Annotated in this window: 15 protein-coding genes; 5 read left to right on the forward strand and 10 right to left on the reverse strand. The window is 72.0% G+C overall.

Annotation, left to right across the window (positions count from 1 at the left end):
• Positions 1-20: 20 nt before the first annotated feature.
• The 4 genes from IF29_RS0113245 to IF29_RS0113260 form a co-directional block, all read right to left on the reverse strand.
• On the reverse strand, positions 21-653 hold the full coding sequence (locus tag IF29_RS0113245; protein ID WP_030253693.1) for a nucleoside/nucleotide kinase family protein: 633 nt from the start codon (positions 651-653) through the stop codon (positions 21-23).
• Between the two features lie 51 nt (positions 654-704).
• Complete coding sequence (locus IF29_RS0113250) at positions 705-1,682, reverse strand: aldo/keto reductase (RefSeq protein ID WP_030253695.1); 978 nt, start codon at positions 1,680-1,682, stop codon at positions 705-707.
• A 67-nt stretch (positions 1,683-1,749) separates the two neighbouring features.
• On the reverse strand, positions 1,750-2,718 hold the full coding sequence (locus tag IF29_RS0113255) for a sugar kinase (protein WP_030253697.1): 969 nt from the start codon (positions 2,716-2,718) through the stop codon (positions 1,750-1,752).
• Positions 2,718-3,386: a bifunctional 4-hydroxy-2-oxoglutarate aldolase/2-dehydro-3-deoxy-phosphogluconate aldolase gene (locus IF29_RS0113260; protein ID WP_030253699.1), complete on the reverse strand. Its 669-nt coding sequence runs from the start codon at positions 3,384-3,386 to the stop codon at positions 2,718-2,720. Before IF29_RS0113260 ends, IF29_RS0113255 begins: the two co-directional genes overlap by 1 nt.
• A 174-nt stretch (positions 3,387-3,560) precedes the next feature.
• Here IF29_RS0113260 and IF29_RS0113265 point away from each other — a divergent pair, with 174 nt between their 5' ends.
• The 5 genes from IF29_RS0113265 to IF29_RS0113285 all read left to right on the forward strand — a co-directional run bounded on the left by IF29_RS0113265 (position 3,561) and on the right by IF29_RS0113285 (position 8,069).
• The gene (locus IF29_RS0113265; RefSeq protein ID WP_051725260.1) at positions 3,561-4,220 is read left to right on the forward strand and encodes a GntR family transcriptional regulator; all 660 of its coding nucleotides are present in this window, start codon (positions 3,561-3,563) and stop codon (positions 4,218-4,220) included.
• A gap of 162 nt (positions 4,221-4,382) precedes the next feature.
• Positions 4,383-5,399 carry a 5-dehydro-4-deoxyglucarate dehydratase gene (locus IF29_RS0113270; RefSeq protein ID WP_063757490.1) on the forward strand — a complete coding sequence of 339 codons (1,017 nt, stop codon included), beginning with the start codon at positions 4,383-4,385 and terminating at the stop codon, positions 5,397-5,399.
• Positions 5,396-6,658 carry a glucarate dehydratase family protein gene (locus tag IF29_RS0113275; protein WP_030253705.1) on the forward strand — a complete coding sequence of 421 codons (1,263 nt, stop codon included), beginning with the start codon at positions 5,396-5,398 and terminating at the stop codon, positions 6,656-6,658. The genes IF29_RS0113270 and IF29_RS0113275 overlap by 4 nt, the downstream gene beginning before the upstream one ends.
• An 83-nt stretch (positions 6,659-6,741) precedes the next feature.
• Positions 6,742-6,933, forward strand: a complete 192-nt coding sequence (locus tag IF29_RS0113280; RefSeq protein WP_030253707.1) for a hypothetical protein — start codon at positions 6,742-6,744, stop codon at positions 6,931-6,933.
• Positions 6,934-7,220: 287 nt separating this feature from the next.
• Positions 7,221-8,069 carry a tyrosine-protein phosphatase gene (locus IF29_RS0113285; protein ID WP_030253709.1) on the forward strand — a complete coding sequence of 283 codons (849 nt, stop codon included), beginning with the start codon at positions 7,221-7,223 and terminating at the stop codon, positions 8,067-8,069.
• 91 nt (positions 8,070-8,160) lie between these two features.
• On the opposite strand, the gene IF29_RS0113290 is transcribed toward IF29_RS0113285, so the two are convergent.
• The 6 genes from IF29_RS0113290 to IF29_RS0113315 all read right to left on the reverse strand — a co-directional run bounded on the left by IF29_RS0113290 (position 8,161) and on the right by IF29_RS0113315 (position 14,351).
• On the reverse strand, positions 8,161-8,985 hold the full coding sequence (locus IF29_RS0113290; RefSeq protein WP_380521386.1) for an RNA polymerase sigma factor SigF: 825 nt from the start codon (positions 8,983-8,985) through the stop codon (positions 8,161-8,163).
• 303 nt (positions 8,986-9,288) lie between these two features.
• A complete protein-coding gene (locus IF29_RS0113295) occupies positions 9,289-10,143 on the reverse strand; it encodes an RNA polymerase sigma factor SigF (RefSeq protein WP_030253712.1) in 855 nt (284 codons plus the stop codon).
• A 253-nt stretch (positions 10,144-10,396) separates the two neighbouring features.
• Complete coding sequence (locus IF29_RS0113300) at positions 10,397-10,690, reverse strand: Dabb family protein (protein WP_030253714.1); 294 nt, start codon at positions 10,688-10,690, stop codon at positions 10,397-10,399.
• Positions 10,691-10,797: 107 nt separating this feature from the next.
• On the reverse strand, positions 10,798-10,962 hold the full coding sequence (locus IF29_RS46845) for a hypothetical protein (protein WP_198037441.1): 165 nt from the start codon (positions 10,960-10,962) through the stop codon (positions 10,798-10,800).
• Positions 10,963-11,451: 489 nt separating this feature from the next.
• Entirely contained in the window at positions 11,452-12,534 is a 1,083-nt protein-coding gene (locus IF29_RS0113310) for a lactonase family protein (RefSeq protein ID WP_051725262.1), read from the reverse strand.
• Positions 12,535-12,722: 188 nt separating this feature from the next.
• Positions 12,723-14,351, reverse strand: a complete 1,629-nt coding sequence (locus tag IF29_RS0113315; RefSeq protein ID WP_037595112.1) for a purple acid phosphatase family protein — start codon at positions 14,349-14,351, stop codon at positions 12,723-12,725.
• Between the last annotated feature and the right edge of the window lie 111 nt (positions 14,352-14,462).

Consider the following 14,462-nt stretch of genomic DNA (forward strand, 5'->3'; position numbering starts at 1 on the left):
CTCGCAGTACTGACGTCCGCTCAGCCGACGACCAGCGCCGGTCGGCGCGGGTCGTCGGCCCGGACGACCAGGTCGGCGGCGTCCGTCGGCAGGGTCTCCGCCTCGTAGCGGGCGAAGGCGGGCAGGGTCCACCGTTCGTCCTCCGGGGTCCGCCGCTCCAGCGCGGCGGGGCTGAGCCGCAGATGGACAGTCAGGTCCAGCGGCAGCCAACGGCCGAGCAGCAGCGGGCCGTCCAGCAGCAGGACGCCGCCGGGCGGCAACGGTACCGGCAGGGCGCGGACGGCGCGGTCCGCCCGGGCGTCCCACAGCGCGGGCAGGACCAGGCCGCTGCCGCCCGGCTCCAGCGGATCGAAGACCTCGCGGAACAGGGCGTTGGTGTCCAGCCAGCCGTCGAAGTAGGCGTCGGCGTCCTGGTGGCCGTACTCGAGCCGGAGCGAGGCCGGGCGCAGGTAGTCGGCCGCACTGACGCGCACCACCGGCCGCCCGAGCAGCCGCAGCAGCGCGGCGGCGGCCTCCGCGAGGCCGCCGGGGTCGGCGGCGGGCGCCCCGTCCACCGCCACCCGCAGCCGCCCGCCCTCGGGGAGCGGCAACGCGTGCACCCGTTCCGCGAGGGTGTCGGCGAGCGCTGCCGGTGTCAGCGGACGGACCTCCACGGGAATCCCCAATCCCTTCCTACGATTACGGCGACCGGTTACGCCGACCGATTACGCGGACGCGGCCGTGAGCAGCTGGATCTCGTCCGCGCCCAGCTCCAGGTCGATGGCCGCGACCAGGCCGGGGAGCTGCTCCACGGTACGGGCACTGGCGATCGGGGCGGCCACGGTCGGCTGCGCCAGCAGCCAGGCCAGGGCGACGGTACCGAGTTCGGCGCCGTGCGCGGCGGCGACGGTGTCCAGCGCCTCCAGCACCTTGGGCCCGGTCGGGGTCTCCAGGTACTTGGACGCACCGGCGGCCCTGACACTGTCGACGGCGGCGCCGCCCGGACGGTACTTGCCGGTCAAGAAGCCGGCGGCGAGTCCGGCGTAGGGGACCGCTGACAGCCCGAACGCCGCGGCGACGTCGGCGAGCTCGCCCTCGTAGCTGTCGCGGGAGACCAGGTTGTACCTCGGCTGCAGCGCGACGTACGCGGCCAGGCCCTCGCGCCTGGAGAACTCCAGCGAGTCGGTGAGCCGGCGCGGCGAGATGTTGGACGCGGCGATGTGGCGGACCTTGCCGGCCCGGACCAGGGCGTCCAGCGCGGTGACGATCTCCTCCACCGGGGTGCTCTCGTCGTCGAAGTGCGTGTAGAGCAGGTCGATGGTGTCCGTGCCGAGGCGGCGCAGGGACTGCTCGGTGGCGGCGGCGATGGTGGCGGCCTTGAGTCCCCGGTACTCCGGGTGCGAGCCGACCTTGGTGGCCACCACGATCTCGGCGCGGTTGCCGCGCGCGGCCAGCCACTCACCGAGGACGGTCTCCGACTCGCCGCCGGAGTTCCCCGGCGCCCAGGCGGAGTAGACGTCGGCGGTGTCGATGAAGTTGCCGCCGGCCGCGGTGTAGGCGTCGAGGACCGCGAACGACTGCTCGGTGTCCGCGGTCCAGCCGAAGACATTGCCGCCGAGGGAGAGCGGGGAGACCGAGAGGTCGGAGGCGCCGAGGGTGGTGCGCCAGGGGGAGGGGGACCCGGAAGCGGAGGTAGAGGTCATGATCAGGGGCAACGCGGCGGTGCGGCGGGGTATTTCCACCGCCGCACCCGCCCTGCCCCCGCTACCGCTACCGCAGCGTCGTGCCCGCCTCCGCGTCCAGTAGCCCCAGTTCGTCGCGGGTCGGTTGGCCGGACCAGTCATTGGGGACGGTGACGGCGAAGGCTCCGGTGAGGCAGGCGAGCCGGAGGCGTTCCGCGACGGGGGCGCCGTCCAGCAGCGCGGTGAGGTAGCCGGCCACGAAGGCGTCGCCCGCGCCGACCGGGTCGAGGGCCCGCACCGGGACGGCCGCGCGGTGCAGCTCGGGGTTGCCGTCCGCCGGATACACGGAGGCGCCCCGCGCTCCGCGCTTGACCACCAGCTCGGGGCCGCCGGAACCGCCAGGGCCGCCGAGCCGGGCCACCGCTGACGGTTCGTCGGTCGCGTCGGCGAGCAGCAGGAGTTCCTCCTCGCCGCCGAAGAGGTGGGAGAGGTGCGGCAGCAGCGGCGCCAGCCGCTCCCGCAGCAGTTCCGCTCCGCCCAGCGCGGCGCGGTGGTTGACGTCCAGTGAGACCGGGACCTCCGCCGCGACCGCGAGCTCAACCGCCCGGGCGACGGCCCCGGCCGCGCTCGGTGAGAGCAGCGGGGTGATTCCGGTGATGTGCAGGACACCGGCGCCGGTGATCACCCCGACCGCCGCGTCCACGTCGGCCGGGCAGAGCCGGGAGCCTGCCGAGCCGGTGCGGTAGTACTGGACGCGGGTGACGTCCGGGGTGCGCTGCTCCTTGACGAGCAGTCCGGTGGGGGCGTCCGGGTCCACCAGCGCGCCGCTCACCTCGACCTGTTCGGCGCGCAGCCGCTCCAGCACCAGCGCGCCGAACTCGTCGGCGCCGACCCGGCCGATCCACGCTGCCGGGTGCCCCAGTCTGCGCACGCCGATGGCGACGTTGGACTCTGCGCCGCCGATGGAGAGTTCCAGGTGGGGGGCGTGCCGCAGCGGGCCGGGGCGCGGGGAGCCCAGCACGGCCATGGTCTCGCCCAGGGTGACCAGGCCGGGCATCAGCGCTCCGCCGAGGTCGCGGCGACGTAGGCCCGGGCCCGTTCGGCGAGGGCGGCCAGCGCGGCCGGGCTGCTGTCCGTCCCGGCCTCGCGCAGTAGCGGGGAGCCGACGCCGACGGCGACGGCGCCCGCGGCGAAGTAGTCGGCGATGTCGTCCAGGGCTATGCCGCCGATGGCGATGAAGGGGACGTCGGGGAGGGGCGCCCGGAGGTCCCGCAGATAGCGCGCGCCACCGACGGCGTAGGCGGGGAAGAGCTTCACGGCGGTGGCGCCGAGCCGTACCGCGGCCATCGCCTCGCTGGGCGTGAGCGCTCCGCAGAGCACCGGAACGCCCTGGTCGACGCCTTCGGCGAGGACCTCCTCGGTGACACCGGGGGTGACCAGGTAGCGGGCCCCCGCGTCGATGGCGGCCCTGGCCTGGTCCCGGGTCAGCACCGTCCCGGCGCCCAGCACGGTGTCGGGCGGGAGTGTGCGGTCGGCCGCGACGCGGCGCAGCGCGGTGAGCCCGGCGTCGCTGGAGAGGGTCAGCTCGATCAACCGGACGCCGTTGGCGGCGAGGACGGCGGTGGCGGCGGTGAGCGCGTCGGCGTCGGCGCCACGCAGGACGGCGACCAGCCGCTCCCGGCGCAGCAGGTCGAGGACGGGGGGACGGGGGGTGGCGAGTTCCATGGGTGGGTCTCCAGGCGCAGGCAGGCGTGCAGGGGGGCAGGCAGGCAGGGGGCAGGCAGGTGGGCAGTGGGACGGCAGCGGATCCTGATGGAGCAGCACGAACGATAATCGATTGGATGGATGCCGGATACCCCCCGACCGATAGAGTCGGTTCCGACACTGAGGAGCACCGCCATGACTGTTGAGCCCGTACTCGGCGGACGGTTGTCCGACCAGGTGTACGACCTCGTCCGCGCCTCCATCACCGCGGGCGAGCTGGTGCCGGGTGCCCGGCTGGTCGAGTTGGAGCTGGCCCGCCGCTACGGCGTCAGCCAGGCGCCGGTGCGCGACGCACTGCGGCGGCTGGCGGCCGACGGCCTGGTGCTGCAGTTCCCGCGCCGGGGCAGCTACGTCGCCGACATCTCCGAGGAGGACGCCCGCCAGGCCTACCGGGTGCGGGCGGTGCTGGAGCAGTTCGCGGCCACCGAGGTGTGCCGGCTGGCCCCGGCCGGGCTGGTCGAGGTGCTGCACGGGGACGTCGCGGCGATGCGCGAGGCGGCCGGCCGCGACGATGTCGCCGGCGTGGTGGACAGCGACGTGTCGTTCCACCGGCACGTCTGGGAGGCGGCGGGGAACGGGCTGCTGGCGCGGATGTGGACGGTGACCGAGGCCAGCCTGCGCAGCTTCACCGCAGTGTCCAACAAGGTGTACTTCGGCCGGCTCGAGGAGATCGTGGAGCACCACACCCCGCTGGTCGCGGCGCTCCAGGGCGGCGTCCCGGAGGTGGCCGGAATCCTCTTCCGGGAGCATGTGCTGGACATCTGGGAGCGCATCGGCACGCCGATCGCCGACTGATCAGCGGTCGACCGGCGGCCGAACAGCACCTCATCTCTGGCCGATTATCGATCGGACCACCGCCCCGAATGGGAGGGGTGGGGTTTCCGCGCTCCCAAATCGTTCAGTAAACTGAATGCAGTTCATGAACATGAACGACCTGATGCCCTGCTGAGGAGCCCCATGGACCTCCACGCCGTACTCACCCCACCGCTGTCCTTCCCGTTGACCCCCTTCACCGACGACGACCGACTCGCCCTGGACGTCCTCGCCGTCCATGTCGAGCAGCAGGTGGCCGCCGGTACCGCCGCGGTGTTCATCGCCTGCGGCACCGGGGAGTTCACCGCCCTCAGCCGGGAGGAGTACCGCGAGGTGGTCGCCCTCGCCGTGAAGACCGTCGCCGGGCGGGTCCCGGTCTTCGCCGGCGTCGGCGGCGGTCCGGCTGTCGCCCGTGAGTACCTGGCCGACGCCGCGGACTGCGGCGCGGACGGGGTGCTGCTGCTGCCGCCGTACCTGGTCAGCTCCACCCCGGAGGGGGTCCTCGGCCACATCCGCTACGTGGTGCGGGACAGCCCGCTGCCGGTGATCGTCTACCAGCGGGCCAATGCCCGGCTGAACCCGGCCACGGCCCTCGCCCTGCTGGACCTGGAGCAGGTGGTCGGGCTCAAGGACGGCCTCGGCGACGTCGAGCAGATGCAGCGGATCGTCGCCACCGTCCGGACCAGCGGGCACCGGCGCGCCGCCGACTTCCACTTCCTCAACGGTCTGCCGACGGCCGAGCTCTCGGCCCGCGCCTACCGGGCCATCGGCGTCGGCAGCTACTCCTCGGCGGTGCACTCCTTCGCCCCCGACCTGGCCCACGGCTTCGCCCGGGCGCTGGACTCCGGAGACGACGAGCTGGTCGACGCCCTCCTCGCGGCCTTCCTGCTGCCGCTGGCGGACCTGCGCGACAAGGTCCCCGGCTATGCCGTCTCACTGGTCAAGGCCGCCGCGGTGCGCGAGGGGCTGGCCGTCGGGCGGGTCCGTCCGCCGCTGGTCGAGGCGGCGGAGGAGGATGTGGACGAGCTGGTCCGGCTGATCGCCGCAGGACGGGCCGTCCTGGCCGCGTCCACTGCTGCCGCAGCCACTGCATCCACTGCCACCGCATCCACCGCCACTGCATCCACCGACACCGCATCCGCCGTCGAGGAGGCCAAGTGAAGATCCGCCAGGTCACCGTCACCCCGGTCGCCTTCCACGACCCGGCCCTGCTCAACGCCGTCGGCGTGCACGAGCCCTACGCCCTGCGCAGCATCATCCAGCTGCACTGCGACGACGGTGTCGTCGGTCTCGGCGAGTCCTACGGAGACGACGCCTTCCTCGCCCTGCTGGAGGCCGCCGCCGACGCGATCACCGGCCTGGATGTGTTCCACCTCGGCCTGATCGAGCAGGCCGTCAGCCGCGCCGTCGGCGGCGGGGCCTTCGCCGACAGCCACGGCCTGACCGGCGGCTCCTCCAGCTCCAAGACCGTGCTCTCGGTCTTCTCGGCCTTTGAGGTCGCCTGTCTCGACGCCCAGGGCAAATCCGTCGGCCGTCCCGTCGCCGACCTGCTCGGCGGTGCGGTGCGGGACCGGGTGCCCTTCTCGGCCTACCTCTTCTACAAGTGGGCTGCCCACCCGGGCGGCGCGGAGGACGAGTGGGGCGCGGCGCTCGACCCGGACGGGATCGTCCGGCAGGCGCGCTGCATGATCGACCGCTACGGCTTCGGCGCCGTCAAGCTCAAGGGCGGGGTGTTCCCCCCTGAGGAGGAAATCGAAGCGATCCGCGCGCTGCGCGCCGCCTTCCCCGACCTCCCGCTCCGGCTGGACCCCAACGCCGCCTGGACCGTCCCCACCTCGCTCAAGGTCGCCGCCGAACTGGACGGTGTGCTGGAGTACCTGGAGGACCCGACCGCCGGTATCGAGGGCATGGCGGAGGTCGCCCGGCAGGCGCCGATGCCGCTGGCCACCAACATGTGCGTGGTCGCCCCCGAGCACCTGGCCCCGGGGCTGAAGCAGCAGGCCATCGGGGTGCTGCTGTCGGACCACCACTACTGGGGCGGGCTGCGCCACTCCCAGCAGGTCTCGGCGCTCTGCGCCACCTTCGGCGTGGGCCTGTCCATGCACTCCAACAGCCACCTCGGGATCAGCCTCGCCGCCATGGTCCAGCTCGCGGCGGCGACCCAGCACCTCAGCTACGCCTGCGACACCCACTGGCCGTGGAAGCGCGAGGACGAGGACGTGATCGTCCCCGGCGCGCTGACCTTCCGCGAGGGCGCGGTGGCGCTGCCGTCCGGCCCCGGCCTCGGCGTCGAACTGGACCAGGACGCCCTGGACCGGCTGCACCGGCTGTACCTCGACTGCGGGCAGCGACGCCGGGACGACACCGCGTACATGCAGCGGTTGCACCCGGGTTACCAGCCGCACACGCCGGGTTGGTGAGGCAGGAGTTTCACTTGATCGGTACAGGACTGCGACAGACACGCGCGACCACTGCTCACCCTGATTGGCTAGAGTCACCTGCCATGGCCGACTACCAGAACCCCCCTGTCGAGGACCCCTCCGCGAGCACGCAGATGTTCCGGGCCTTCGTCGACGAGCCCCAGCCCAAGCCCGCCACCGCTGTCAGCGAGAGCAGCCGCACGGGCGTCATCACGGTCGGCGTGATCGTCGCGCTGGCGATCATCGCCGCTGTGGTCTACCTCGCAGTCAAGTAGCAACCACTGCACCAGAGCACTACTGCACCACAGCACCACAGCACCGCTGCACCACCGGCACTCGTGGCCGGCAGCACCGGCACCAGCAGCACAGCACCCCGCCGACCGGCGCGCCCACCCCCGCAGGGGCACGCCGGTCGGCGGGGTGCTGCCCTGCGTCCGGCAGGCGTCGGCCCGGCAGGTGCCGCCGACCCCGCCAATTTACTGACGAGTCATCAGATGGAAAGGGTGAGTCTCCCCGCCCTGCCTAGACTGGCCTGCAGCACTCGGCCAGGGGAGAGAACGACGTGACCGCAGACCAGCACGGGACCCGCGCCCGCAGCCTCGGCCTCAAGGCTGCCGCCAACGCCCGCGATCTCGGCGGCTACCGCACCGCGGACGGCCGCACCGTCCGCAGCGGGGTCGCCCTGCGCGGCGACGCGCTGAACCGGCTCACCGATGCCGACCTGGACGTCCTCGCCGGGCTCGGGCTGCGGCACGTGGTGGACCTGCGCGGGCTCAACGAGGTCGAGGAGAACGGCAGCGACCGGCTGCCCGAGGGCGTCCCGGCCGGCGCCGACGGGCCGGTGCGGCTGGTGCACCTGCCGGTCTACTCGCCCGAGCACGACATCTACCTCTCGCTGCGCGACGTCCTGGCCGGTCAGGACGCCCGGGAGCAGCACGCCCTGCTGGGCGACGGCGGTGCCGAGCGGATCATGGCGGAGATGTACGGCTGGTTCGTCACCGACCCCGCGATCCGCGAGCTGTTCGCCGGCGCGGTCCGGCTGCTGGCCGACCCGGACGGGATCCCGCTGATGTTCCACTGCACGGCCGGCAAGGACCGGACCGGCTGGACCGCCGCGATCGTGCTGACCGCGCTGGGTGTGGACCGCGACACCGTCTACGAGGACTACCTGCTGACCAACACGCGCTCGGCCGCGCTGATCGAGCGGATCATGGAGGTCTTCAACAGCAGGGGGGTGATGGAGGACCCGTCCTTGATGCTGCCGGTCATCCGGGCCGAGGCCGCCTACCTGGACGCCGCCTTCGCGGCCGTCGAGCAGGGCTGGCCGAGCTTCGACGCCTTCCTCGGCGAGGGGCTGGGGCTGGACGCCGCCACGCTCGCCGCGCTGCGGAAGAACCTGCTGGAGGACTGAGCGCGGCCCGCCGGGCCGCTGGAGGCCTGAGGCCTGGCCGGTCCGTTCGTGAGCCGGACGGTGGGCAGCGGGCCCGCCGTCCGGCCGGCGGTCATCCCTCGGAGATCAGGCCCTCCCGGAGCTGCGCCAGGGTCCGCGTCAGCAGCCGGGAGACGTGCATCTGCGAGATCCCGATCTCCTCGCCGATCTGCGACTGGGTCATGTTCCCGAAGAAGCGCAGCATGATGATCCGGCGCTCGCGGGCGGGGAGCCGGGCCAGCAGCGGCTTGAGCGACTCGCGGTACTCCACGCCCTCCATCGCGGTGTCCTCGTAGCCGAGGCGCTCCGCGAGCGGGCCGTCGCCGTCCTCGTCGGTCGGGGTGGTGTCCAGCGAGCTGGCCGTGTAGGCGTTGCCGACGGCGAGGCCCTCGACCACGTCCTCCTCGCTGACGCCCAGGCAGGCGGCCAGCTCGGCGACGGTGGGCGAGCGGTCCAGCTTCTGGGCCAGCTCGTCGCCGGCCCTGGTGAGCGAGAGCCGCAGCTCCTGGAGCCGGCGGGGGACCCGCACCGACCAGCTGGTGTCGCGGAAGAACCGTTTGATCTCGCCGATGATGGTCGGCATCGCGAAGGTCGGGAACTCGACGCCGCGCTCGTTGTCGAACCGGTCGATGGCCTTGATCAGGCCGATCGTGCCGACCTGGACGATGTCCTCCATCGGCTCGTTGCGGCTGCGGAACCGGGCCGCGGCGTAGCGGACCAGCGGGAGGTTCAGCTCGATCAGGGTGTCCCTGACGTACGGGTGGTCGGGGTGCTCGGGGGTCAGCGTGGCGAAGCGCTGGAACAGGCTGCGGGAGAGGGAACGGGTGTCGAGCCCGGCCTCCGCCTCGGTGGCGATCTCGGGCTCCGCCGGCGTACCGGGCGTCGCGCCCGGAAGGATCGGAGCTTCGACCTCGGCCGCCCGGGGGGCGGGGAGGACTGCTGCGTGGGAGTGAACCTCAGGGCTGCCCAGTTCTACGGACACGCTACCCCCTCATGGTGACAAAACCGCCGCTGCCCGAGTCGACAAGGCGACGACTCGATGTACCTCCACTGGGATACCGGCTCAGCATCCATCGCAAACCCCAACACGACCAGACGTCACGCGATGGTAACGCGCTGCAATGCTGGCTTTGGCACGGAAAGTGACGGATTGTCACCAAGTGAACTGCAGGTTTGAAACGGCCCCGGGCGGGCCCGGGAATCAGTTCTCCCAGGCGTTACTGCTGCGTAGCCGGGCGAAGATCCGTGCCAGCAAACGGGATACGTGCATCTGCGACATTCCGAGCTCGGTACTGATCTGGGACTGCGTCAGATTGCCGAAGAAACGCAACATCACAATCTGTCGCTCACGGTCGGGCAGCTGCACCAGCAGGTGCCGGACCATGTCCCTGTGCTCCACATGGGTGAGGGCGGAGTCCTCGTACCCCAGCCGGTCGAGCAGGGCCAGGCCGCCGTCGTGCTCCTGGGTGGCCTCCAGCGAGGTGGCGTTGTAGGCGCGGCCGGCGTCCAGGCAGGCCCGGACGTCCTCCTCGGGGATGCGCAGGCTGGCGGCGATCTCCGGGACCTTGGGCATCCGCCCGTGGGCCACCGTCAGATCCTCCATGGCGGCGCTGACCTGGACCCACAGCTCCTGGAGCCGGCGCGGTACGTGCATGGTGCGGACGTTGTCGCGGAAGTAGCGCTTGATCTCGCCGAGGATGGTCGGCAGGGCGTACGTCGGGAACTGCACGCCCCTGTTCGGGTCGAACCGGTCGATGGCGTTGATCAGTCCGATGGTGCCGACCTGCACCACGTCCTCCATGGGCTCGCTGCGGCCGCGGAAGCGGGCGGCGGCGTAGCGCACCAGGGGCAGGTTCACCTCGATCAGTGCGGCTCGGACGTGCTCGTGCTCCGGGGTCCCCGGGGTGAGCTCGGCCATCCGTTCGAAGAGCACGCGTGTGAGGGTGCGGACGTCCACACGGCTGGAGTCGACCGGCGCGGGAGCCGCTGGCGCGTCACCTTCGTCCTTTGCGCTCCCCTGTGTCTGCACCGACACGCCACCCCTCGCGAGCTCCATGGAGGCGCAACGCGTGCCCCAGTTCACCATCCGGCAAACCGGTCATAGCATCACAAGAGGGATGCTATTCGGGCAAGCACCACATATGGGTGTGTTGATCTCGGCCGGTACCCAGGAGTGAATCGGCGCCGCCGTCCGGTCCTGCTCCGGGGTGGCGGCGCCGGGGCGCACTGTCGGGGTGCTGTCGGTGGGCTGTCGGGATGCGGCCGGTGGGCTGCCGCGCCCCCGGGGGCCCTAGACGGGAGGGGAGGTCCTAGACCTCGATGTCGGCGATCACCCAGGTCGCGAACTCGCGCCAGAGGGCGACCCCGGCCTGGTGTGCGGGGTGGGTGAGGTAGGCCTGCAGCGCCTCGGCGTCGTCGACCAGGCTGTTGATCGCGTAGTCGTAGGCGATGTCCCGGACCGTCAGGTTCCAGCCGCACTGCCACTCGCGCAGCTCGTCGATCTGCTTGCCGAGCCCTTCGAACGCCGCGACGCCGGCGAGTACCCGCGGCTCGTCCTTGGCGACGCCCTCGTTCAGCTTGAAAAGGACCAGGTGGCGAATCATGGATGGCTCCTCGGGAGTGGTGTCCGACGGCCCGAGGCTACTTCACGGCTCCCGCGATGGATGCTCCGACAGATGGTCCGGCAGATGCTCCGGCCGGGACAGCAGCCTCACTTGACCAGGCTGGTCATAAAGGTCCCCACCGACTTGGCCGCACTGGAGATGCCCGTGAAGCCGACCTGCACCAGGTCGGCGGCCCGCACCGGAGACGTGATGATCGTATAGAGCACAAAGATGACCAGGCAATACATCGCGATCTTCTTCGCCTGCCCCATGACCCCGCCCGCCTCCCAGCGCCCCACTCCTATGGCCGAAGCTTAGTGCTCCCGGATCCGCTCGTGGACGGCAATCCCGGGCCGGATCCCACCTGCCCCTTCCGTGCCCCGGCTAAAGTCCCGGTGAACCCGAAGGGACCAAGGTCCCCCCGGAAGGGGACGCTTGCCGGGTGCGCGGCCCCGCTCCGTGCAGCAGAGTAGAAGGTGTACCGAGCGGGTCTGGCAGGAACCTCCCGGTACACGGACCGGAGTCCCCGCTGTGGGACCGGCCGCCGCGGCATCCCCCCGACGCGACGGCCGGTTGTGGGACTCCGCCGGGGGAGCGGCCTGTCCCCCCACGGCCGCTCCCCCTCCTTCCGGCAGTACCTTCCGGATCTTCCGGCAAGCCCCCTCCCCGGGTTCTGGTGATCAGCACCCGGGTGCAGGGGGTTTCGTCATGTCCGGCGGCTTCCCGTCGGGCTGGCGTCCCGTCCCGCCCGGCCGTGGACGTCAGAGCGCCAGCGTGCAGATCACCGAGGGGATGGCGGCGGCCGGGGCGGGCTGCTCCAGGGAGCCGTCGTCCAGGATGCGCAGGGCGGCGACGGTGCCGCTGTACTGGTTGGCGACGAGCAGGTGACCTGCGGTCAGGGCCAGCCCACGGGGCCAGCTGCCGCCGCTGGGGGTCTCCCCGACGGGCTGCAGGGTGTCGCCCTCGACCCGGAAGGCGGCCACCGTGTCGGCGCCGCGGTTGGTCATCCAGACGAAGCGGCCGCAGGGCGAGGCGACGATGCCGCCCGGCTGGTTGTGGGTGTCGGCCGTGGTGGCGCGGACGCTGGAGACCTCGGTGAAGGTGCCGGCCGCCGCGTCGTAGCGCAGGCCGGTGACGGAGGAGGAGAGCTCGTCCGCGATCCAGGCCTGGTCGCCGCCGGGGGCGAAGGCGAGGTGCCGGGGTCCGGATCCGGCCCGCAACTGGTTGGCGACGACCAGCTCCAGGGTCCCGGAGGCGGTGTCGAGCCGGTAGGTGTAGACCGTGTCGGTGCCGAGGTCCACCGCGAGCACATGGCGGCCGGACGGGTCGACGACCACCTGGTGGGCGTGGCTGACCTCCTGCCGCCCGGCGACCGGACCGCCGCCCTGGTGGAAGACGACATCGGTGAGCTCGACCGGGACGCCGTCCTCGTCGAGCCGGTGCACGGCCACCGTGCCGGCGATGGTGTCGTCGCCGTAGTTGGCGGTCAGCAGCCAGCCGCCGTCCGGGTGGACGCTCAGATGGCAGGGGTTGGTGCCGCCGCTCGCGATCGGGGACCCCAACGGGACCAGCGCGCCGTCCGGCTGCCGGGCGAAGGCGCTGACGGTCCCGGACACGGACTCGTTGGTGCTGTAGACGACCTGCCCGGACGGGTGGGCCACCAGGAAGGAGGGGCCGCTGACGGGGACCTCCGGCAGGGCGGCGTCGACCGTGAGGGTGCCCGTCTCCGGGTCGAACCGCAGGGCGGCCAGGCCGATGCCCTCACCACCGGTGTCCGGGGTGTAGGAGCCGGTGTGGACGAGGAGACCGGGGTGCGGGCCGGTGGGGGCGGGGTGCGCTGTCATGGGGATCAGTGTCCACGGTGGGGCGTCGGTGCGGCGGAGCGGGTGCCGACTGTTTGCGCCGACCCCGCGCCCCACCCCGCCGCAGCCCACCCCACTTCGCCCCACCATGCCGCGCCCCACCGGGCCCCGCCCCGCACCCCACCGCAGCCCACCGAGCCAGGCTGCTGCTCAGCCGTGCTGACGGGATGTCACCAGCCGCGGGTGGAGCCCGCCTCGCGCTCGATGGTGAGGTGGTCGAACGCCGTGCCGGACTCGGTCAGGGCGGTCAGCTTCAGCTTGGCGGTCGCACCCTTCCGGGCCGGGACCACGTCGACGCGGAGGAAGGAGTAGCCGGTGTAGCGGACCCGGGACCAGTCGATGGTCTCGGCGACCTTCACCGAACCCTTCTCCCAGTGGTAGGTGACCAGCTCGTCCACCCGGTGCTCGTTGCCCTCGTAGGTGTCCGCGTAGTCGAAGCTGTAGAGGCTGCGACCGGCGGCACCCGCCGTCACGTACACCACGCCGTCCTCGGCCGGACGGATGCTCGCACCGCTCGGGGCGGCCTTGGACGCCTTGCCGCCGAGGATCGCGTCGGTGCGCTCGTAGACGTGGTTGTGGCCGTTGATCACCAGGTCGACCCGGTACTGCTCGAACAGCGGCACCCAGGCGTCGCGCACCCCGCCCTCGGAGGCGTGCTGGTGGGTGGTGGAGAAGGCGCAGTGGTGGAAGAAGACGACGATGAAGTCGACCTCCGCGTCCTGGCGGAACTCCCGCAGCCGGCGCTCCAGCCAGGTGGTCTGCTTGCCGCTGGTGATGCCGTTGTTGGCCGGGATCTCGTAGGAGACGTCGTTGGCGTCGAGGGAGATCACGCCGACGTTGCCGTAGCGGAAGGAGTAGACGCCGCTGTCCTTGGTCGGGCCGTTCTCGGGCAGCGAGAAGCGGGCCTCCTCGCCGCCGTAGCCGGTGGGTGAGTACCAGGCCTCCATGTCGTGGTTGCCGTAGGCGACCATCCACGGGATCTTCGACGCCACGGTCTCGGTCTGCGCCAGGAAGCTGTCCCAGGTGGTCGCGGCGTAGTCGGCGCCGTCGCTCTCCAGGCCCTGGCCGTCGGGGTCGGCATAGCAGATGTCGCCGGCGTGCAGGTGGAAGGCCGGCTGCTGGGCCAGGATCACGTTGTCGTTGGCCAGCGCGTGGGCGCTGACGCCCTGGTCGCCGAAGGCGGTGAAGGTGAAGGCGTCGTGGGCGCGGCTGCCCTCGCCGCGGCGCGGGGCCGGGGCGGTGGTGAAGGTGGACAGGGTGGCGGCGTGCGCCGGGTCGGCCGGGTCGAAGCCGGTGTGGCCCACCCCGTAGTAGTAGGTGGTGCCGGGCTGCAGGTGGTCCAGCGCCACGTGCAGGTAGTACTGGTCCAGCGCGGCCGAGGTGGCGGTGAGCGCGGGGGTGTGCAGGTCGCGCAGCTCGGCCGGGATGCGCTGGCCCAGCTCGTGCGGATGCCGGCCGAAACGCAGGAAGGGCTTCTTGACGGCGGCCGGGACCTGCCAGGAGATCCGGAACTGGGTGCTCGGGTCGGCACCGAAGGCGAGGTGGCGGCCGACCGGGGCGACCAGGGAGCCGTCGATCCCGTCGGTGGCGGAGCGGGTGACCAGGTCAGGCGCGGCGGCGAAGGCGGGGGAGCCGAGCACGCCGACGGCCGTGAGCGCACCGGTGGTGGCCGCGCTCGCGCGCAGGATGCCTCTTCTGGAGTACCCGCGGGAGAACCGTCGGCGCAGGTAGTCGTGCTGCTCGGCCATGCTCATCTGCTCGGCGAGGTGGTCGGGAATGCCCATCCGTGGAATGTCCATGTGGCGGGACTCTGGCAGCGTGAGGTGAAGCCGAGAGGGCGCGGACATGAACACCGAACAGCCATGACCAATGAGCCCAACTCGCTTTCGGGGCTGGACATATGACGTGCT

The organism is Streptacidiphilus jeojiense (assembly GCF_000719095.1).
Lineage (GTDB): Bacteria > Actinomycetota > Actinomycetes > Streptomycetales > Streptomycetaceae > Streptacidiphilus > Streptacidiphilus jeojiensis.